The sequence below is a fragment of the Azospirillum sp. genome (assembly GCF_035628975.1).
Taxonomy (GTDB): domain Bacteria; phylum Pseudomonadota; class Alphaproteobacteria; order Azospirillales; family Azospirillaceae; genus Azospirillum.
The window spans coordinates 17438-36855 of record NZ_DASPIS010000115.1 but is presented as its reverse complement, the minus strand read 5'-3'; the positions used below and the strand labels follow the sequence as shown (position 1 = coordinate 36855).

At 68.7% G+C, this 19418-nt stretch carries 18 protein-coding genes and 1 tRNA gene; 4 read left to right on the top strand and 15 right to left on the bottom strand.

Annotation, left to right across the window (positions count from 1 at the left end; translation table 11 throughout):
* Positions 1-123: 123 nt before the first annotated feature.
* The gene (locus VD964_RS24740; RefSeq protein ID WP_324871147.1) at positions 124-903 is read right to left on the bottom strand and encodes a TerB family tellurite resistance protein; all 780 of its coding nucleotides are present in this window, start codon (positions 901-903) and stop codon (positions 124-126) included.
* A 307-nt stretch (positions 904-1210) separates the two neighbouring features.
* Between VD964_RS24740 and VD964_RS24735 the strand changes: the two genes are divergently transcribed.
* Positions 1211-1792, top strand: coding sequence for a GNAT family N-acetyltransferase (locus VD964_RS24735; RefSeq protein WP_324871146.1), 582 nt, complete (start codon positions 1211-1213; stop codon positions 1790-1792).
* Between the two features lie 219 nt (positions 1793-2011).
* Complete coding sequence (locus tag VD964_RS24730) at positions 2012-5680, top strand: hydantoinase B/oxoprolinase family protein (protein WP_324871145.1); 3669 nt, start codon at positions 2012-2014, stop codon at positions 5678-5680.
* A gap of 168 nt (positions 5681-5848) precedes the next feature.
* On the opposite strand, the gene VD964_RS24725 is transcribed toward VD964_RS24730, so the two are convergent.
* Entirely contained in the window at positions 5849-7780 is a 1932-nt protein-coding gene (locus tag VD964_RS24725; RefSeq protein WP_324871144.1) for a sigma-54-dependent Fis family transcriptional regulator, read from the bottom strand.
* Between the two features lie 254 nt (positions 7781-8034).
* Here VD964_RS24725 and VD964_RS24720 point away from each other — a divergent pair, with 254 nt between their 5' ends.
* Positions 8035-8949: a diguanylate cyclase gene (locus tag VD964_RS24720; protein WP_324871143.1), complete on the top strand. Its 915-nt coding sequence runs from the start codon at positions 8035-8037 to the stop codon at positions 8947-8949.
* 111 nt (positions 8950-9060) lie between these two features.
* Here the strand turns inward: VD964_RS24720 and VD964_RS24715 are convergent.
* The 7 genes from VD964_RS24715 to epsC form a co-directional block, all read right to left on the bottom strand.
* Positions 9061-9135 (bottom strand) — tRNA-Met (locus tag VD964_RS24715).
* A gap of 169 nt (positions 9136-9304) precedes the next feature.
* The gene (gene mnmA, locus VD964_RS24710; RefSeq protein ID WP_324871142.1) at positions 9305-10468 is read right to left on the bottom strand and encodes a tRNA 2-thiouridine(34) synthase MnmA; all 1164 of its coding nucleotides are present in this window, start codon (positions 10466-10468) and stop codon (positions 9305-9307) included.
* 134 nt (positions 10469-10602) lie between these two features.
* Complete coding sequence (locus VD964_RS24705; RefSeq protein ID WP_194913406.1) at positions 10603-10932, bottom strand: ferredoxin family 2Fe-2S iron-sulfur cluster binding protein; 330 nt, start codon at positions 10930-10932, stop codon at positions 10603-10605.
* A gap of 67 nt (positions 10933-10999) precedes the next feature.
* Positions 11000-11701, bottom strand: a complete 702-nt coding sequence (locus VD964_RS24700; protein ID WP_324871141.1) for a molecular chaperone DnaJ — start codon at positions 11699-11701, stop codon at positions 11000-11002.
* Between the two features lie 234 nt (positions 11702-11935).
* Positions 11936-13075, bottom strand: coding sequence for a cysteine desulfurase family protein (locus VD964_RS24695; RefSeq protein ID WP_324871140.1), 1140 nt, complete (start codon positions 13073-13075; stop codon positions 11936-11938).
* A gap of 35 nt (positions 13076-13110) precedes the next feature.
* A complete protein-coding gene (locus VD964_RS24690; RefSeq protein ID WP_324871139.1) occupies positions 13111-13596 on the bottom strand; it encodes an Rrf2 family transcriptional regulator in 486 nt (161 codons plus the stop codon).
* Positions 13593-14387, bottom strand: a complete 795-nt coding sequence (gene epsC, locus VD964_RS24685; protein ID WP_324871138.1) for a serine O-acetyltransferase EpsC — start codon at positions 14385-14387, stop codon at positions 13593-13595. The genes VD964_RS24690 and epsC overlap by 4 nt, the downstream gene beginning before the upstream one ends.
* Before the next feature lie 345 nt (positions 14388-14732).
* On the opposite strand from epsC, the gene VD964_RS24680 reads away from it, so the two are divergent.
* Positions 14733-15395 (top strand): alpha/beta hydrolase, encoded by a 663-nt coding sequence (locus VD964_RS24680; protein WP_085089866.1) that lies wholly within the window; start codon positions 14733-14735, stop codon positions 15393-15395.
* Positions 15396-15548: 153 nt separating this feature from the next.
* Here VD964_RS24680 and VD964_RS24675 read toward each other — a convergent pair whose 3' ends face one another.
* The 6 genes from VD964_RS24675 to VD964_RS24650 all read right to left on the bottom strand — a co-directional run bounded on the left by VD964_RS24675 (position 15549) and on the right by VD964_RS24650 (position 19293).
* Positions 15549-15953, bottom strand: coding sequence for a DUF2155 domain-containing protein (locus VD964_RS24675; protein ID WP_324871137.1), 405 nt, complete (start codon positions 15951-15953; stop codon positions 15549-15551).
* A 151-nt stretch (positions 15954-16104) separates the two neighbouring features.
* Complete coding sequence (locus tag VD964_RS24670) at positions 16105-16371, bottom strand: hypothetical protein (protein ID WP_324871136.1); 267 nt, start codon at positions 16369-16371, stop codon at positions 16105-16107.
* A gap of 124 nt (positions 16372-16495) precedes the next feature.
* Complete coding sequence (gene mlaD, locus VD964_RS24665) at positions 16496-17005, bottom strand: outer membrane lipid asymmetry maintenance protein MlaD (protein WP_324871135.1); 510 nt, start codon at positions 17003-17005, stop codon at positions 16496-16498.
* A gap of 92 nt (positions 17006-17097) precedes the next feature.
* Positions 17098-17490, bottom strand: a complete 393-nt coding sequence (locus tag VD964_RS24660) for an NADH:ubiquinone oxidoreductase subunit NDUFA12 (RefSeq protein WP_310112758.1) — start codon at positions 17488-17490, stop codon at positions 17098-17100.
* A 134-nt stretch (positions 17491-17624) separates the two neighbouring features.
* Positions 17625-18032: a hypothetical protein gene (locus VD964_RS24655; protein WP_324871134.1), complete on the bottom strand. Its 408-nt coding sequence runs from the start codon at positions 18030-18032 to the stop codon at positions 17625-17627.
* A gap of 10 nt (positions 18033-18042) precedes the next feature.
* Positions 18043-19293 (bottom strand): MFS transporter, encoded by a 1251-nt coding sequence (locus VD964_RS24650; RefSeq protein WP_324871133.1) that lies wholly within the window; start codon positions 19291-19293, stop codon positions 18043-18045.
* Between the last annotated feature and the right edge of the window lie 125 nt (positions 19294-19418).

Below are 19418 nucleotides of genomic sequence, written 5' to 3'. Positions count from 1 at the left end.
TCGTTCCCAAATCCTGCGGGCAATCGGTCGCCCGCCCCATCGGGGACGATACGTCAGGAAACGGGATAAGGCCCATGACAAAGCAATTTAAAATCCAGTCACATCGTGACGAATCGCGACATGCTAGAGCAGAGCGGCGCTTCCTTCCCGCTCGCGACGGATGCGGTCATAGGCGGCGTTGACGAGCGCGAGCTTCTGCGTCGCCAGATCGACGAACTCCTGCGGCATGCCCTGGGCGATCAGCCGGTCGGGGTGGTGTTCGCGCACAAGTGCACGGTGAGCGGCCTTGACCGCGTCGTCGCCGGCGGTGCGCGCCACGCCCAGCACAGCGTAGGGGTCCGAATCCGTTGGGCCGCCGGCCATATGGTGCCCGGCGACGATGCGGCGGAATTCCGCCTCGTCGAAGCCGAAGATCACGGCGATGGCATGCAGATACTCCACCTCCGTCTCGTGCAACTCGTCGTCGGCCTCGGCGATCATCAGCAGGCTGTCGAGCAGTTCCTCCAGCACCGCGTGCCTGTCCTCGAACAGGTTGGCGATCTGGTGGGCATACTCTTCGAAGCCATGGGTGTCGCGGCGGGCAAGGTCGAAGACTCGGCCGACATTCGCCAACTCGTCGGCCGGAACGCGGAACAGCCGCTTGAAGGTATCGACCTCCACCCGCTTCACCACGCCGTCGGCACGCGCCATCTTCGCCGCGAGGGCGATCACGCCGATGGTGAAGGCGACGGTCTGCTTGGCCTCCTCGGCCTCCGCATCGGTCATGGCCCTGCGCTGGTCGCCGGGGCCGCAGGGCGACCACAGGTCCACCGCCTGCCCGGCAAGCCCGCCCAGAAGGCTGCCCAACGGCCCGCCGCTGAACAGGCTGGCCGCGCTGCCCAGGATCCTGCCCCAAATGCTCATGCTCCGCCTTCCGCGTTCCGCTCGCCCGTCATCCTGTGGGCCGGCAGCATAGCGACCGTATGGTTATTGGCCAACTGTGGCGCAGCTGCAACAGGCCAGCATTGTTCGCATTGCGAATTTCTAATAAGCGCTTGCGAAATCCGCCCGGGACGCCATGTTGCACTGCAATAAAGGGCGCCGCAGAGAGCGCCGGTTTCGATAACAACGGCGACCGCCAAGCGCTTGTCACGAGCGTGCGGCGCCGGGTTCTGGGGAAAAACGTTCTGCGCGAATGCGTTTTCGAATTTCGAGAACCGTGAGCAGAGCCATGCCTGTCATCCGCAAGATCATGCCGACCGAACTGCCCCAGTACCGGGCGCATCTCCTCCGTCTGGACCGTGCCGACCGCTATGCCCGCTTCACCGGCACGCTGTCGGACGAGGCGGTGGAGCGGCATTGCGCTGCCATCGACTGGGGCCGGACGGTTCTGCTGGGCGCGTTCGAGGACGGTGTGCTGCGCGGCGCGGTGGAGCTGTGCGGCGACCGCATCCTCTGGCCCGATCAGGCCGAATTCGGCATCAGCGTCGAATCGGAGCTTCAGGGCAAGGGCGTCGGCAGCACGCTGGTCCGCCGCATCCTGACGGTCGCCCGCAACCGCGGCATCCGCCATGTCCACATGATGTGTCTGGCCGGGAATGTCCGGATGCGTGCGCTGGCCCGCCGTTTCGGCGGCCGGCTGGCGCTGGACGGCGGCGAAGTCGCGGCCCTGTTCGAACTGCCGCCGCCCAACCAGTTCTCGCTTGCCCTGGAAGCGTTGGAGGACGGCAGCGGCGCCTTCAACAGCATCCTGTCCGGCAACGCCATCCTGGCCCGCCTGCCCGGCGTCCGGCCGCAGCGGCTTGCCGCTTGACCAGGTAGCGGCTTGCCGCCTGAACGGATAGCGGCTCGCCGCCTGACGACAGAGCCGCTTCATCGGTGATCCTGTGTTCTTTCCGCCGCGGCCGCCCGCCTTGATGGCTGCCCTGATGGGCGTGGGGCACGCAGGCGGTTGAAATTCGCTGCCGGATCGCGAAACTCCGGCCCACGCGCGGTGCGGTTGCCGCGCAGGGATTCGGCGGGTGCGACGACGATGGCTGAGAATCAAGGTGCGGCGATGGGCGGGACGGCGGAGGTCAAGCCCGCCCGATGGCAGTTCTGGATCGATCGCGGCGGCACCTTCACCGACATCGTCGGCCGCCGGCCGGACGGGTCGGTCGTCACCCACAAGCTGCTGTCGGAGAATCCGGAGCGCTATGCCGACGCCGCCGTCCAGGGCATCCGCGAGCTTCTGGGCCTGAAGCCCGGCCAGCCGATCCCGCCGGATACGGTGGAGGTGGTGAAGATGGGCACCACCGTCGCCACCAACGCCCTGCTGGAACGCAAGGGCGAGCCGACCGTCCTGCTGATCACCGAAGGGCTGGGCGACCAGCTGCGCATCGGCCATCAGGCCCGGCCGAAGATCTTCGCCCGGCACATCCATCTGCCCGACCAGCTCTATTCCCATGTGGTGGAGGTGCCGGAACGGGTGATGGCCGATGGCCGCGTGCTGAAGCCGGTCGACCTCCATGCCGTCCGCCGCGGGTTGGAGGAGGCCTACCGCCAAGGCTTCCGCGCTGCCGCCATCGCGCTGATGCACGGCTACCGCTATCCGGAGCATGAGCGGCAGGTCGCCTCGCTGGCCCGGGCCGTCGGCTTCACCCAGGTCTCGGTCAGCCATCTGGTCAGCCCGTTGATGAAGCTGGTCGGGCGCGGCGACACCACGGTGGCCGACGCCTATCTCTCTCCGGTGCTGCGCCGCTATGTCGACCGGGTCGCCAACGACCTCAGCGTCGACGGCACGCCGGTGCCGCTGATGTTCATGCAGTCCAACGGCGGCCTGACCGATGCCCGCCGCTTCCAGGGCAAGGACGCCATCCTGTCCGGCCCGGCCGGCGGCGTGGTGGGCGCGGTGCGCACCGCCGGCATGGCCGGTTTCGACCGGGTCATCGGCTTCGACATGGGCGGCACCTCCACCGACGTGTCGCACTATGCCGGCGAGTATGAGCGCGCCTTCGACGCGGTGGTGGCCGGTGTGCGGGTGCGGGCGCCGATGATGCACATCCACACCGTGGCGGCCGGCGGCGGTTCGCTCTGCGTCTTCGACGGCACCCGTTTCCGCGTCGGGCCGGACAGTGCCGGCGCCAATCCCGGCCCGGCCTGCTACCGTCGCGGCGGGCCGCTGACCGTCACCGACTGCAACGTGATGGTCGGCAAGATCCAGCCGCGCTTCTTCCCGCATGTCTTCGGCCCGAACGGCGACCAGCCGCTGGACGCCGAGGTGGTGAAGGCCCGCTTCACCGAACTGGCCGCCACCGTCAACGCCAAGCTCGGCACGGCGATGACCCCGCAGGAGGTCGCCGAAGGCTTCCTGCGCATCGCCGTCGACAACATGGCCAACGCCATCAAGAAAATATCGGTGGAGCGCGGCTATGACGTCACCGGCTACACCCTGAACGGCTTCGGCGGGGCGGCGGGCCAGCATGTGTGCGCCGTCGCCGACGCGCTGGGCATGACGCGGGTCTTCCTGCACCCGCAGGCCGGCGTGCTGTCCGCCTACGGCATCGGTTTGGCGGACACCGTCGCCATCCGCGAGCGCGCGGTCGAAGGCCCGTTGAGCGACCCCGTGGTCGACCGGCTGACCATGCTGTTCACCGACCTGGAGACCGAGGGGCGGGCGGAACTGGCGCGCCAGGGTGTCGCCGCCGACCGGCAGGCGATCAACCGCCGCGTCCACCTGAAGGCCGCCGGGTCCGACACCACGCTGACGGTGGCCTTCGGCTCCAAGGTCGCGATGACCAAGGCCTTCGAGGAGGCGCACCGCCGCCGCTACGGCTTCCTCACCCCCGGCACCGAGCTGGAGGTCGAATCGGTGACGCTGGAGGCGGTCGGCCTGACCGACGTGCTGGAGGATCCGGAGCTTCCCGCCACCACCGCCGTGCTGCCGCGCCGGCTCGCCACCGTCGCCACCCATATCGGCGGCCAGCGCCGCGAGGCTCCGCTCTACGACCGCCGCCAGCTTCAGCCCGGCAACCGGGTGGTCGGCCCGGCGATCCTGGCCGAAGCGGTCTCCACCACCGTGGTCGAGCCCGGCTGGATGGCGGAGGTCACCCGCAAGAACCATCTGGTGCTGACACGGCTGGAACCGGCGACCCAGCGTCAGGCCGCCGGCATCAAGGGCGGGGCGAAGGTCGATCCGGTGATGCTGGAGGTCTTCAACAACCTGTTCATGTCCATCGCCGAGCGGATGGGCGTGACGCTGGAGAAGACCGCCCGGTCGGTGAACATCAAGGAGCGGCTGGACTTCTCCTGCGCCCTGTTCGACCGCGACGGCGGGCTGATCGCCAACGCCCCGCACATGCCGGTCCATCTGGGATCGATGGGCGAGAGCGTGCGCGCGGTCATCGAGCGGCGCGGCGGCACCTTCACCGCGGGCGAGAGCTTCGCGCTGAACGACCCCTATCATGGGGGCACGCATCTGCCGGACATCACCGTCGTTTCCCCGGTGTTCGACGAGGCCGGCAAGGATCTGCTGTTCTTCGTCGCCTCGCGCGGCCATCACGCCGATGTCGGCGGCATCACCCCCGGCTCCATGCCGCCCGACAGCAAGACCATCGCCGACGAAGGCGTGCTGATGGACTGCGTGCCGCTGGTGGAGAACGGCCAGTTCCTTGAAGAGGCCATGTTGGAGCTTCTGCGCTCCGGCCCCCATCCGGCGCGCAACCCGGCGCAGAACATCGGCGACCTCAAGGCGCAGGTCGCCGCCAACGAGCAGGGCACCCGCGAACTGCACCGCGTCGTCCGCCTGCACGGCCTGTCCACCGTCATCGCCTATATGCGCCACGTCCAGGACAATGCCGAGGAGCAGGTCCGCCGCGCCATCGGCGTGCTGAGCGACGGCGATTTCGCTGTGACGCTGGACAATGGGGCGGTGATCAAGCTGCGGGTGTCGATCGACCATGCCGCGCGCTCGGCGATCGTCGACTTCTCAGGCACAAGCACGCAGCTCACCAACAACTTCAACGCTCCCTCGGCGGTCTGCCGGGCGGCGGTGCTCTATGTCTTCCGCTGTCTGGTGGATGACGAGATCCCGATGAACGAGGGCTGCCTGCGCCCCATCGAGATCGTCATCCCGCCGGGGTCCATGCTGTCGCCCAACCCGCCCGCCGCGGTGGTCGCCGGCAATGTGGAGACCAGCCAGTGCATCGTCGATGCGCTGTTCGGCGCGTTGGGGGTGATGGCGTCGGCCCAGGGCACGATGAACAACACCACCTTCGGCAATGAGTGGCACCAGTATTACGAGACGGTCTGCGGCGGCTCCGGAGCCGGCAACGGCTTCAACGGCACCGACGCGGTGCAGACCCACATGACCAACTCCCGCCTGACCGATCCGGAGGTGCTGGAATGGCGCTTCCCGGTGCTGGTGGAGGGCTTCCGCATCCGCCGCGGCTCCGGTGGGGCAGGGCGCTGGCGTGGCGGAGACGGCGTGATCCGCCGCCTGCGCTTCCTGGAGCCGATGACCGCCGCCATCCTCGCCAACCATCGCAAGATCGCCCCCTTCGGGCTGAAGGGTGGGGCGGACGGCGGGCTCGGCCGCAGCTGGGTCCAGCGCACCGACGGCAGCGTGCAGGAACTGGCCTCCCAGGACAGCACGGCGATGCGGCCGGGCGACGCCCTGGTGGTGGAGACGCCCGGCGGCGGCGGGTTCGGGGCGGTGGGTTAAGTATTGGCGGCGAATGCCCCCTCCCTAACCCTCCCCCGCTAACGCGGGAGAGGGAACTCCGCCGGACTTCCCGCAAAGCTCCTACCCCCTCTCCCACGATCGGATCGGCCTTTGGCCGACCGAGGGTGGGGGAGGGATGGGGAGGGGGCAACCGCGGCAGAACCCCCCTCACTCCGCCCGATGCGGCGCCACGATGCCGAAGCGGTGCATCTGCCGATGGACGGTCGACCGATCGACCCCCAGCGCCCGCGCCGTCGCCGACACGTTCCAGTGATGCCGCCGCAGCGTCTCGCGCAGCCGGGCGGCGGGATCCTCCTCAGCCACCACCGTCCCTACCGCCTCAGCCGGCCAGGCCTGGAACAGACCGCTGTGCTGCACCGGCTCCGGAATGTCGGCGAGGTCGATCAGCCCGCCGTCGCTGACCGCGCAGGCATAGTCCAGCGCATTCACCAACTCCCGCACATTGCCCGGCCAGCCATGGCCGCGCAGAGCCGCCAGCGCCGCCGGGGCCAGGCGGTAGCCGATGCCGTCACGCTCTGCCCGTTCGGCCAGCAGCCGTTCGATCAGCCAATCCAGGTCGCCGCGCTGGCGCAGCGGCGGCACGGTGAACACCGCGCCGTTGAGACGAAAGTACAAGTCGTCGCGGAACTTGCCGGCCTTGACCAGTTCCACCAGATCGCGGTGGGTGGCGCCGATGACGCGGACATCCACCGACACCGCCTTGGTTCGGCCGATCGGCGTCACCTCCCGCTCCGCCAGCACGCGCAGCAGGCGGGTCTGCGACGACAGCGGCATGTCGCCGATCTCGTCCAGGAACAGGGTGCCGCCGTCGGCCTCCAGGATCAGCCCCTTCTTGCCGCGCGCCGTCGCCCCGGTGAAGGAGCCGGGCTCGTAGCCGAACAGTTCGCTCTCGATCAGGTTTTCCGGCAATGCGGCGCAATTGACGGCGACGAAGGGCTTGTTGCGGCGAACGCTGGACTTGTGCAGCGCCTTGGCCAGATGTTCCTTGCCGGTGCCGGTCTCGCCATGGATCAGCAGGCTCATGCGGGTGTTGACCAGCTTCGCCGCCCGCGTCAGCACCGCCTTCAATGCCGGGTCGCCGCCGGACACCACGCGCAACGGCTCCGGCAGAGGATCGTTCCCCTGGTCGTGGGGGTGGTTGCGGGGCAGGGACACCGCCGGCGGCGGCATCGCCTGGGCGAACAGCGGCAGGCCGGTGCGGCGCAGGCGCAGCGTGCGCTGTTCGGTCGGGAGCGCGCGGACGAAGCGGACCAGATCGTCCACCTCGCAGTCGAACAGTTCGGCGAAGGTGCGGCCGAGCGGCGACATCCCGTCTTCCGCCAGCAGGTCGTGGGCCTTGTGGTTGAAGCCGACCACCCGGCCGCCGCCGTCCAGCGCCATGACAAAATCCGGATCGACCTCCGCGAATTCCTGCGACGCAGACAGCTTCACCACCCAATCGCGGCGGAAGTTATTGTAGAGGTTGGCGGTTTCGATCTTGTGGACATAGGCCTTCACCATCTGCAGCGCCAGATACTGGCTGATCTTCGGTTCCGGCGAATGCAAGGCGGAGATGTCGAGGACCGCTGCCAGCTCTCCCCCGCTGTCGAAGACGGGGGCGGCGGTGCAGGTCAGCGGGATGTGGGTGGAGTCGAAATGGTCGGTCTGGTGCACGGTCAGCGCCTGGGCCGTGGCGATGCAGGTGCCGACGGCGCAGGTGCCGGCATGCCCCTCGTTCCAGTCGGACCCCAGATACAGCCCGGCCCGGCGCAGATGGTTGTCGAAGGTCGGGTCGCCGATGAAATCCACCGTGACGCCGTTGCTGTCGGTCAGCAGCAGGACATACCCCATGCCGGCGACCTGCCGGTACAGCGCCTCCAGCCCGAAGCGGGCCATGCGCAGGAATTCGTCCATCGCGTCGCGGTGCTCGCGCAGCCGCTCCTGCGGCAGGATATGGGCCTCGCGCCCGATGGTGGGGTCCAGCTTGTGGTCGGCGACGCAGCGGCGCCAGGAGCTTTCGATGATCGCATCGCGGGCTGACGGCACACCGGCGGAGACACGGACGAGTTCATCGATGTGGGCCGCGCGCGCGCTGTCCATGGTCGTGCCTCCCGCAATATCGTCCGCTTGTCCCGCGAACAGATTTGAATGAAACATTACCAATCGGGCGACCCGGTAGGCAACATGTGCAAAAGCATCAGACCCACCCAGCGGCCGATCGCGGACAGACCCTCCGCCATACCTGCGTATGACCCTCGCTTTTCGTTATCGTTCTGCGACATGACGTTAAGGACATTTGCACAAGTCGGGCCTCATGCTCCATAAACGGGAAGGGATCGCCGGGAGCTTTCGATTTGCGGATTCTGATCGTCGACGATTCACCGCGCCACCTGACCATGATGGTGTATGAGCTGACGAAGCTGGGCTACGCGACCAGCGTGGTCGAGACCGGGGCCGCCGCCATCGAAGCGGTGGCGAACGAGCGGTTCGACGTGGTCATGGCCGACATCCGGCTTGCCGACATGACGGGGATCGAGCTGTGCTGGCACCTGCGCACCGCCCAGGGGCTGCGCCACCTCTATCTGATCCTGATGATCCCCGGCAGCATGACCGACCAGTTCCACGAACTGGTGGAGGCCGGCGCCGACGAGTTCCTGCGCAAGCCGCTGGATTGGAAATGGACGGCGGCGCGCCTGCTGGCCGCCTCGCGCGTCGTGGCGATGCAGCGCGACCTGGAGCGGCTTGCGACCACCGACGCCCTGACCGGCGCCCTGAACCGCCGCCGCTTCCTGGAACGTGGGGATGAGGAGTTCGGCCGCTCGCGCCGCTACGAGCGTCCTCTGTCGGTGGTGATGCTGGACATCGACCACTTCAAGCGGGTCAACGACACCCACGGCCACGCCACCGGCGACGAGGCTATCCGCAGCACGGTGCGCGCCTGCAAGGAGAGCTTGCGCACCAGCGACATCATCGGCCGCTTGGGCGGCGAGGAATTCGCCGTGGTGATGCCCGAAACCCCGCCGGTCAACGCCTACGCCGTCGCCCAGCGCCTGCGCCAGGCCGTCGCCGCCATGCCGGTCCGTTTGGAGACCGGCGGCGAGATGACCGTGACGGTCAGCCTGGGGTTGAGCTGGCTGAACGCGACCGACACGGGCATCGAACCCCTGCTGGCCCGCGCCGACGCCGCCCTCTACCGCGCCAAGCATGCTGGTCGCAACCGGGTCGAGGTGGAGCCGCGGATTGCGCTGCCGAAGTCGATGATGGGGTAGGGGAGACCGGCATACCGCATTGGTCGCGCTGCAATCGACGCCGCGTCAACCCGATGATGTGCAAAGAAAAACCCCCTGACTTCCGGCTGGAAATCAGGGGGCTTTCTATGATGGTAGCAGCGGAGGGATTTGAACCCCCGACCAAGGGATTATGATTCCCCTGCTCTACCACTGAGCTACGCTGCCATCGTGTTCGCCTTTGTTGGCGTTTCCGCCGCCGTTGGCTACCATCGTGTCCCGTCGTTGCCGCCGGGAGCCGCTATATAGGATAGGGCGACTTGGCCTGTCAACGCGGAATTTTCGGGGGGTGCGATTTTTTTCGGCCGGACGACGGAAAGACACATAACCCCCTGATTCAGGCCACCGTTTCACCTGCCTCCACAGCATCGGCCACACCCCCGGCGGTGCCGGAAATCCAGCCGCCGCCCAGCACGCGGTCGCCCTGGTAGACGACGCAGGCCTGGCCGGGGGCGATGCCGTGCTGGGGCTCCTGCAACTCCACCCGCGCGCTGCCGTCCGGCCCGGCGCGCCAGACGGCGGGAGCGGCGGGCTGTGCGGAGCGCAGCTTCACCGACACCTCGATCCCCGCGCCGTCGGCCAGATCGGGACCCAGCCAGTTCACCTCGCGCACCATCACCAGCGAGCGGGCGAGGTCGCGGCGCGGGCCGACGACGACGCGGCGGCGGGCGGGCTCCAGGCGGACGACGTAGAGCGCCTCCTCCTCCTGGCCGCGGATGCCGCCGATGCCCAGCCCCTTGCGCTGGCCGACCGTGTAGTGGACGACGCCCTTGTGGCGGCCCAGCACCCGGCCGTCGACATGGACGATGTCGCCGGGCTCGACGGAGCCGGGGCGGAGCTTCGCCACCACCTCGGCATAATTGCCGTTGGGGACGAAGCAGATGTCCTGGCTGTCGGGCTTGGCTGCCACCTCCAGCCCATGGCGCTCGGCCAGCGCGCGGGTTTCCGGCTTGGTCAGGCCGCCAAGGGGGAAGCGCAGGAACTCCAACTGCTCGCGCGTGGTGGCGAACAGGAAATAGCTCTGGTCCTTGGCGGGGTCGACGGCGCGGTGCAGCTCGGCGCCCTGCGGGCCGGCGATGCGGCGGACGTAATGGCCGGTGGCCAGCGCATCGGCGCCGAGGTCACGCGCGGTGTTCAGCAGGTCGCGGAACTTGACGCGCTGGTTGCAGCGCACGCAGGGGATCGGCGTCTCGCCGCGCAGATAGCTGTCGGCGAAATCGTCCATCACGTCCTGGCTGAAGCGGCCCTCGTAATCCAGGACGTAATGCGGGATGCCGATGCGGTCGGCGACCTGACGGGCGTCGTAGATGTCCTGGCCGGCGCAGCAGGCGCCCGGCTTCTGCAATGCCAGACCGTGGTCGTAAAGCTGGAGCGTGATGCCGACGACGTCATAGCCCTCCTCCCGCAGCACGGCGGCGGTGACGGAGGAATCCACCCCGCCGGACATCGCGACGACGACGCGGGTGTCCTGGGGGCGCTTTGGAAGACCGAGGGAGTTCATGGCGCCCTATATGGTACGGGCAGGCGCCCGGGAAAGTAGGAAATCGGAACAGGGGAAGGTGAGGGGGAAAGAGGCCGCCGGGTTTTGCGTCGCATGACGCTGGTCCGGCGGCCGGAACAGGTTCCCCCGCGCCGTTACTTCATCGCGTTGTTGCTGCCGCCCGGCAGGCGGACGACCAGACCGTCCAGTTCTTCGGTCATGATGATCTGGCAGCCCAGGCGCGAGGTCTTGGTCAGGCCGAAGGCGAGGTCCAGCATGTCCTCCTCGTCCTCCTGCGCGTCCGGCAGCACGTCGAACCATTCCGGCTCGATCACGACATGGCAGGTGGAGCAGGCCAGCGAGCCCTCGCAGGCGCCTTCCAGGTCCAGGCTGTTCTTGTGCGCGATTTCCAGCACGGACAGGCCGAGCGGGGCGTCCACCTCGCGGCGGCTGCCATCGGGCTCGATGAAGGTCATCTTGGGCATGGGGTCCTCGTTCTTCTAAGGTTGCCTAGCGATTGAAAGGGCGGATTTTGGTAGCGGGTTGGCCGGATCAGGGCCGCGGCGGCGTCCGGGCGGCGCGGCGGTCACGGACGTCGGCAGCCAGTCCCTCCAGCCGTTCCAGCCGGGCCAGGATGCGCGCTGCACCGTCCGTGGCCGGCGGGCTGTCCGGGCCGGATGCCGTCTGCGCCTTGCGGAAGGCGGGGGTGAGATACTTGATGCAGGCCTCGATCCGCTGGCCGAGGTCCAGGCCGATGCGGTCCAACTCCAGCGCGTCGTCGGCGCGGGTCAGCCGGGCGGCAAGATCCGCGATCTCCTCATCTCCATTTTCGGCCCCATTCCCGGCCCCATCGCTCGCGGCCGGGGCGCCGCCCAGCAGCGACAGCAGCGCGTGGGCGCGGCGGATGGGATCGCGCAGAACCTCAAAGGCCTCGCGCAGGGCATCGACCTGGGCCTTGGCATTGGCCTGCTGGCGCGGGCCGCGGGCGGCAAAGCGCTCCGGGTCCATGGCGCGGGTGAAGCCGGCATGCTGTTTCGACAGCTGCTCCAGATCGATGTCGAAGCGCCGTTCCAGCCCCAGCCGGGTGAAGGGGTCGAGCGGCCGCGGCGGCTGCGCGGCGCCGCAGGCGTGACAGAACAGGGCGCGCGGCGCCACCGAGCGGCCGCAGGTGCCGCAGGGCTCCAGATCGCCGGCGATTGCGCCGGAAATTCCGCCGCTGTTGTTGCCGGGCGGGCCGGATTTGGAACGGGTCATGCGCGCTGTCCGTCAAAACGCCGAAAGGCTCGGCCGATAGGTTGGTTTACCTGACATCATGCCTCCGCCGCCATCCGGCCCGACAGCATAGGGGCCTTCCGCGGCGTCATACCCAGAAGCCGCATCCGGCGCAATGCGCGAATGCAGGCTTTCCCGATGGGAGACAGATGGTCGCGCAGCCATGCCGGCGGTCGGGGGCATGCCGGCGGTCGGGGGAACGTCAGCGGGGGAACCTTAGCCATCCGCAGGCGCGCTTCGCCGCGCCATCGCGGTCCAGGCCGTCAGGAAGCGGTCCACCGCCTCGTCGTCGCTGGTCCAGCCCAGGCTGACACGGATGGCGCTGGCGGCGGAGCGGTCGTCCTCGCCCATCGCCGCCAGCACATGGGACGGCTTCACCTTGCCGCTGGAACAGGCTGATCCGGCGCTGACCGCCACCCCGGCGAGGTCGAGCGTCATAACCTGGGTCTCTCCGGGCAGGCCGGGCAGCATCAGGCAACTGGTGTTGGCGACGCGCGCCGCGCCGGCACCCATCACGCGGGCGCGCGGCATGGCGGCCAGCGCCTCGCGCTCCAGCCGGTCGCGCAGGGCCGCGAGGTCGGCGGCCTCCGCCAGCCCGTCCAGCGCCAGACGCACCGCGGCGCCGAAGCCGACGATCCCCAGCAGGTTCTCGGTGCCGGCGCGCTTGCGCCGCTCCTGCCCGCCGCCGCGGATCAGCGCATCGGGTTCCAGCCCCTCGCCCAGGATCAGGGCGCCGACGCCGGTCGGGCCGCCCAGCTTGTGGGCCGACAGCGTCATCAGGTCGGCGCCGAGGGCGGACAGCGACAGAGGCAGCCGGCCTGCCGCCTGCACCGCATCGCAATGGACCAGTGCGCCATGGGCGTGCGCGATCCTGGAAGCGTCCGCCACCGGCTGGACCACCCCGGTCTCGTTGTTGACGAGCATCAGCGAGACCAGCGCCGGCTCGTCCCCACGGGCCAGACGGCGTGCCAGATCCTCCAGATCTGCGACGCCGTCGCGTGTCACGCCGAAGCGCTCCGCGTCGGGCCGGGCGGCCAGCACCGATTCATGCTCGATGGCCGAGGTCACCACCCGGTGGCCGGCGAAGCCGCGCAGAGCGAAGTTGTTGGCCTCCGTCCCGCTGCCGGTGAACAGCACCTGCGCCGGCTTGACCCCGGCGAGAGCGGCGACGGCGGTGCGCGCCTCCTCCACCGCGCGCCGGGCGCTGCGGCCGAAGGCATGCACGGAGGACGGGTTGCCGACCAGATCCATCGCCTGACCCATCGCCGCCTTCACCTCCGGCTTGAGCGGGGCGGTGGCGTTGTGGTCGAGATAGACTCCGGTCCGCCGGAACGGGCTGACGGGCAGAATGGTCACTTTTCAGGCGTACTCGCGTCCGGACAGGGTCGTCTTCACTCGGCGGCGGCGATCGCGGCGCTGTCGGCGGCCGGGGCCGGGCGCAGCAGGTTCAGGCCGCTGGTGCCGATGATCCGCCGTTCCACCACGTCGGCCACGGTGACCGAGCTGAGATACATGTGGATCTGGTTGCCCAACTCCTCCCACAGGTCGTGGGTCAGGCAGCGCGAGCGGTTGGTGCGGCAACCCTGCGGCGTGCCGTTGGCGCAGCGGGTGGTGCGGATCGGCTCGTCCACCGCCAGGATGATGTCGGACACCCGGGTCGCGTCGGCCGGATGGGCGAGCAGATAGCCGCCGCCGGGACCGCGCACGCTCTTGACCAGCCCGCCCTTGCGCAACTTGGCGAACAGCTGCTCCAGGTAGGAAAGCGAGATCTCCTGCCGTTCCGCGATGTCCGCCAGCGCGACCGGGCTGCCTTGGCTGGTGGCGGCCAGATCGACCATCGCCATCACGGCATAGCGTCCCTTGGTGCTGAGTCTCATCGCGGATCTCCTTGGGCTTCGTGCATCCCGACATGGTGGGACGCCACCGCTTCCAGCGGTGTGGGTGTTGAACGGGGAAGTACGGTTGCGGCCGATGACGGGTTCGCCGCCTCTAGTTCGCCGACACGCGCCTGCAGCGCCGTCACCTGATCGAGCAGGCCGGACAGCGCGCGGGCCACCGGATCGGGGATCTCGCCGCAGGGGGTGCCGTAGGGCATGAATTTGCGCGTTTCCGCCCGGTCGCGCGGGACGACGGGCTTGGCCGGGATGCCGACGACCGCGGTGTCGGCCGGCACGTCGGCCACCACCACGGCGTTGGCGCCGATGCGCGCGCCGCGCCCGATGGCGATGGCGCCCAGGATCTTGGCGCCGGCGCCGACGATCACGCCGTCGCCCAGCGTCGGATGGCGCTTGCCCGGGTTGAGCGAGGTGCCGCCCAGCGTCACCCCATGATAGAGCATGACGTCGTCGCCGATTTCCGCCGTTTCGCCGATCACGACGCCCATGCCGTGGTCGATGAAGAAGCGGCGGCCGATGGTGGCGCCGGGATGGATTTCGATGCCCGTCAGCGAGCGGGCGATCTGCGAGACGAGGCGGGCGGTCAGGTGCCAGCCGGCGTCGCGGGCACGCCGGGCGATGCGGTGGAGCACGATCGCGTGAAATCCAGGGTAGCAGAGCGCCACCTCAAGCCGGGACCGCGCCGCCGGGTCGCGCGCCATGATCCCGTCGATCTCTTCGCGAAGATGCTTGAACACGCCATCACCCGCCGTGGTATAGTCCGCCGCTCTCATCGGCCGCCCGCGCCCGGCTTCGGCCTGTCGGAACCTTGCGGTTCAGGACCTTCCGGTCCGGAACCCTGCGGATCCGGCCGGCATGGACCCGGTCTTTCGGCCGGTCCCGCTAGCGCTGGGCCGATCGGGCGGGTCAGGCGGGTTGCCCCGGAGGACGTTACGACGCATATATGATGACCAAGCAAAACGGTCAAGAATTGTGTGCGAAAAACCCCACTCCAATGCGGGAAAATCCGTGACGGGCTCGTAAAGGCCCCGTGCGTCGGGGCGGCAGGCCGGATGATCTCCGGTTGGTCGCTGCGGCGGTCCCAATAACCCTTTGTCCGCGTCAGGAACGTCGTTCCCATGCCTGAAGTGCTCTTCAACGGTCCCGCCGGTCGCCTGGAAGGCCGTTACACCCACGGCAAGCAGCCGAACGCCCCGGTTGCGCTGCTGTTGCACCCGCACCCGCAGCACAATGGGACGATGAACAACAAGGTGGTCTTCACCCTGTTCCAGTCCTTCACCAAGCGCGGCTATTCGGCGCTCCGCTTCAACTTCCGTGGCGTCGGGCGCAGCCAGGGCACCTACGACAAGGGGGAGGGGGAGCTGGCCGACGCCGCGGCGGCGCTGGACTGGCTGCAGACCTACAACCCGAACGCTCCGCTCTGCTGGATCGGCGGTGTGTCGTTCGGTGCCTGGATCGGCATGCAGTTGCTGATGCGCCGTCCGGAGATCGACGGCTTCGTCTCGGTCTCGCCACCGGCCAACCTGTTCGACTTCTCCTTCCTGGCGCCGTGCCCGTCCTCCGGCCTGATCATCCACGGCGACAAGGACGAGGTGGTGCCGCAGGCCGCGGTGACCAAGCTGGTGACCAAGCTGTCGCACCAGAAGGACATCCGCATCGACCATCGCGTCGTCCCCGGCGCCAGCCATTTCTTCGTCAACCGCACCGACGATCTGGCGACGCAGGTCGACGATTATCTGGATAAGGCGCTGGGCAATCCCATCGCGGCGGTGGCGGAGTAAGTTAACCCCCCCACCCTGACCCTCCCCCGCTGGGCGGGGGAGGGAACTGCCGCCGCTTCGCATTTCAGTTCACGTCGGCAAGCATTCCACCCCCTCCACCGCTGACAAGCGGGGGAGGAATGGGGAGGGGGCAGTAAGCTTGGCCCCCACACCTCACTGCTCGCAGCCCAGAACCCACACGTCGTAGATCGGGTTCTCCATCGCCGACAGGGCGGGGCTGGAGGCGAACATCCAGCCGCTGAAGACCTGTTCCGCCTGCTCGCCGGGCTTGATTTCCGTCACCTCAAGGAAGGCGGCGGATTCCGGTGTTTCGATCGGCGGGTTCTCGCGGCAGGCGCGCAGGGTGATGCGCAGGCTGCTCATCGCCTTCGTCTCTCCGACCTTCATGGTGAAGGTGGAGGTGCGGGCGGTCACCTTGTCCAGCCATTGCAGCTCTGCCGCCGGCCGCTCCATCATCTGGCTCGGAACCGGGGCGGCCTGGACGGCCAGCGGGACCAGCACCGCGGCGGCACCCATCAGCCGGGCGGCCGGACGGAAAAATCTTGAGAGTCGCGTCACGTCGGATCGCTTCCGTTATTGCGGACGGCGCCCACGCGGCCGGCCCTGCCTGTCGGCGTGGACTCTGCCGGGGGCACTCCGCCTTCTAGCCCGGAAGCGGGTCAGCGTCCAGTGGCGGGGACGCCGGGATGGGGTGTCCGTGCAGAATGGATCAGCGCGTGACGCTGCTGCGCGACGCAGGGGCGCTGTAGGTGGAGCCGGAACCGCTCTGCGCTTCGTTCCGGTCTTCGATCTTCTGGGTCGCCGCCCCGGCTCCGGCACCGGCCGCGGCGCCGACGACCGCACCCACCGGGCCGCCGACCACGGCGCCCGCGGCGGCACCGCCAAGTCCGCCGCTGGCGGATTTCTCTTCCATGTTGGCGCCGCAGGCGGCGGTCGCCAGGGCCAGACCGAACACGGCCAAGTGGGAGAGACGCATCGCACTTCCTCCTGCTTCATGATCCGGCAGCGCCTATCCGATGGCCGCCATCCGGATATGGGAGGAACGCTTGAGCGTGGCCGCTGGTTCCGGCCACGTCCCTGCTTCGTATCGGAGCCCGGTGTCAGAGCTTCGGCGGCTGGGCCGGCGCCTGGGAGGACTGTCCGTTCGACGAATCGCCCGGCTTGCTCATGCTCTGCAGCGAGAAGATGACCTGACCCAGCAACTGCTCCAGGCCCGGCGTGCTTTGCGTGAATTCGATCTTGCCGTTCGGCTTGATGGTGTCGGGATCGCCGCCCGGTTCCAGGGACAGGAACTTGCCGCCCAGCAGGCTTTCCGACGCGATGACCGCCGCGGTGTCCTTCGGCAGCTTCACCGAATTGTCGACCGACAGGTGGACCACCGCCTGATAGCTAGTGGGGTCGAGAGACAGCCCGGTGACGGTGCCGACCTTCACGCCGCTGATACGGACGTCGGCGCCGCCCTGCAGGCCGGTGATGCTGGTGAAATTGGCGGTGATGTCATAGCCCTGCACCTTGCGCAGATCGGCGCTTTTGTAGGCGAAGGCAAGGAACACGGCGGCCACGGCGAGCACGACGCCGCCCAGCACGGTTTCGATCACATTCCGGCGCATAGAGCTATCCTGCTGCGAGTTCCAGAAACGAAACCCGGCCCGAAAGGGGCCGGGCTTTCCGCTCTGACGTGAGGGTCAGTCCTTGGCAGGGATCAGCTCGGAGTCCAGGGCTCGTAGTCGCCGGTGGCCGGCACGCGCTTGCCGCCGGCCAGCACATGGCCGGGGGGACGATAGGCCTGGACCGAGCCCGACATGTTGGGCAGATGCTCCTTCTGCCAGGGCTTGTGGAAGGCGCTCGACCCCTCGGGCAGCGGCTCCTTGGTGGTGTGGTGCAGCCAGCCGTGCCATTCCGGCGGGATCTTGGACGCGTCGGGCTCACCGGCATACAGGACCCAGCGGCGCTCGCGCGTGCCGGCCTTGGTGTCCTTGCTGCGGTAATAGACGTTGCCGAAGCGGTCGCTGCCGACCTTGGCGCCCCGACGCCACGTGACGTAACGGATGTGGATGTTCGCCAGTTTGGTGAACAGGGAGATCGGCTCGCTCATCGTCGCTCACGAATTCCGGAGTCTGGCCCCGCGGACACGGGGCTGGTCGAATGCGGGCCGCACTATGACACCGCAACGGACGCGCGTCCACCGTTGGTGAGGCCCAAGCTGCTCCGCAGGGTGGAAAGAGGCGCCTATTGCAGGCGGGTCGCGGCGATCTTGGCGGTGTCGACCGGGGTGGCGGTGCAGCCGCCCAGCGTCGGCCCGACCGGAAGCTCCCCGAAGGCGCCAAGCGCGCCCTCCGCCTTCAGCCGACCGACGAATCCGGGCTCCGTCCCGCGGGCGACCCAGGCGAATCCAAGCCAGGTGGAGCGCACCGGCTCGCCCCCCGCCCGCACCATCGCCGCCATGGCCTCGGCGTCGCTGGTGCCGGGGGAGAAGACCGCCAGAATCATGCCGTCGGTCGCATCCGGCAGGGCGGCGCGTTGCAGCGACAGCCCCATCAGCGCCGCCCACACCAGCAGAACGCCGCCGAACAGCGCCGCGGCAAGGCCGTGGCCGATGGGGAATCCGGAAGGGGAGGGGGCGGGGCGGTCGCTCATGGTGCCTACCTTACGCCTTCGCCTCGGCCGCCGCCAGCGACGGGGCGGGCTTCTCGGCGATCGGCCAGTGGACGATGGTCGCGAACATGGCCAGCGCCACGCCTAGCCACCAGACGACGTCGTAGGACCCCGTGCGCTCATACAGAACGCCGCCCAGCCAGACGCCCAGGAAGCCGCCGACCTGATGGCTGAAGAAGGCGAAGCCGTACAGCGTGCCCATGTAGCGGGTGCCGAACATCAGCGCGACGAGGCCGGAGGTCGGCGGCACGGTGGACAGCCACAGCAGGCCCATCACCGCGGCGTAGACGATCACCGTCACCGACGAGATCGGCAGCAGGATGAAGATCGCCGTAGCGATGCCGCGCGAGAAATAGTTGGCGCACAGCAGGTAGCGCTTGCTGACCTTGCCCGCCAGCACGCCGGACGCATAGGAGCCGATGACGTTGAACAGTCCGATCAGCGCCAGCGCCCAAGCGGCAAGCGACGCGCTGATCCCGGCCTCAGTCAGGTAGGGCGGCAGGTGGGTGGTGATGAAGGCCAGCTGGAAGCCGCAGACGAAGAAGCCGGCGACCAGCAGCACGTAGCTGCGGTGCTGGAAGGCCTGCCGCACCGCGGCGATGTAGCCGATGTTGGCGCCGGTCACCGCCGGGGTCCCGCTCGCCGTCATGCCCTTCGGTCCGGGGAAGACGCCGGCCAGCAGCGGCACCGCGATCATCGACGCCGCCAGCAGAAGCAGGGCGGTCTGCCAGCCGAAGCCGGCGATGAAGGCCTGACCCATCGGCGCGAACAGGAACTGGCCCATCGACCCGGCGGCGGTGGCGATGCCGACCGACCAGCTGCGCTGTTCCGGCGGCAGCAGCCGGGTGAAGCCGGCGATGATGATGCCGAAGGAAGCGCCCGACAGCCCCAGCCCGATCAGCACGCCGGCCGTGAGGTACAGTTCGACGCTGGTCGTCGCGTAGGGCATCAGCGCCAGCCCGGCGGCGTAGAGAATCCCGCCGCCGGCGAGAACCGGAGCGGGGCCGTAGCGGTCGGTCAGCGCACCGGCGAAGGGGCCGCCGGCCCCCCACAGGATGTTCTGGATCGCCATCGCCAGCGCGAAGACATCGCGGCCCCAGCCACGGGTTTCCGAAAGCGGCCCGATGAACAGGCCCATGCTGGACCGCGGTCCGAAGGCCAGCATCGAGATCAGGCAGCCGCAGACGACGACGAGTGCGGGCGTCCTCCAAGAGGGCGCCGGTGCGGGGGTGGCGGTGGTCAAGGCGTCCTCCCGGAAGGGGCCGGCGTCGAGCGCCGGTGTTGCGGAACCGCGTGCCGCGGGGTTGCGCATCGTGGTGGTGTGTTGTCACCGACGATAGGCGGGCATCAACAGTTCGGCAAATTCAT

Excerpts from the sequence above, each read along its gene's own strand:
- VD964_RS24740 (WP_324871147.1), bottom strand. The coding sequence starts at position 903 with ATGAGCATTTGGGGCAGGATCCTGGGCAGCGCGGCCAGCCTGTTCAGC.
- VD964_RS24735 (WP_324871146.1), top strand. The coding sequence starts at position 1,211 with ATGCCTGTCATCCGCAAGATCATGCCGACCGAACTGCCCCAGTACCGG.
- VD964_RS24730 (WP_324871145.1), top strand. The coding sequence starts at position 2,012 with ATGGCTGAGAATCAAGGTGCGGCGATGGGCGGGACGGCGGAGGTCAAG.
- VD964_RS24725 (WP_324871144.1), bottom strand. The coding sequence starts at position 7,780 with ATGGACAGCGCGCGCGCGGCCCACATCGATGAACTCGTCCGTGTCTCC.
- mnmA (WP_324871142.1), bottom strand. The coding sequence starts at position 10,468 with ATGAACTCCCTCGGTCTTCCAAAGCGCCCCCAGGACACCCGCGTCGTC.
- VD964_RS24705 (WP_194913406.1), bottom strand. The coding sequence starts at position 10,932 with ATGCCCAAGATGACCTTCATCGAGCCCGATGGCAGCCGCCGCGAGGTG.
- VD964_RS24700 (WP_324871141.1), bottom strand. The coding sequence starts at position 11,701 with ATGACCCGTTCCAAATCCGGCCCGCCCGGCAACAACAGCGGCGGAATT.
- VD964_RS24690 (WP_324871139.1), bottom strand. The coding sequence starts at position 13,596 with ATGAGACTCAGCACCAAGGGACGCTATGCCGTGATGGCGATGGTCGAT.
- epsC (WP_324871138.1), bottom strand. The coding sequence starts at position 14,387 with ATGAGAGCGGCGGACTATACCACGGCGGGTGATGGCGTGTTCAAGCAT.
- VD964_RS24680 (WP_085089866.1), top strand. The coding sequence starts at position 14,733 with ATGCCTGAAGTGCTCTTCAACGGTCCCGCCGGTCGCCTGGAAGGCCGT.
- VD964_RS24670 (WP_324871136.1), bottom strand. The coding sequence starts at position 16,371 with ATGCGTCTCTCCCACTTGGCCGTGTTCGGTCTGGCCCTGGCGACCGCC.
- mlaD (WP_324871135.1), bottom strand. The coding sequence starts at position 17,005 with ATGCGCCGGAATGTGATCGAAACCGTGCTGGGCGGCGTCGTGCTCGCC.
- VD964_RS24660 (WP_310112758.1), bottom strand. The coding sequence starts at position 17,490 with ATGAGCGAGCCGATCTCCCTGTTCACCAAACTGGCGAACATCCACATC.
- VD964_RS24655 (WP_324871134.1), bottom strand. The coding sequence starts at position 18,032 with ATGAGCGACCGCCCCGCCCCCTCCCCTTCCGGATTCCCCATCGGCCAC.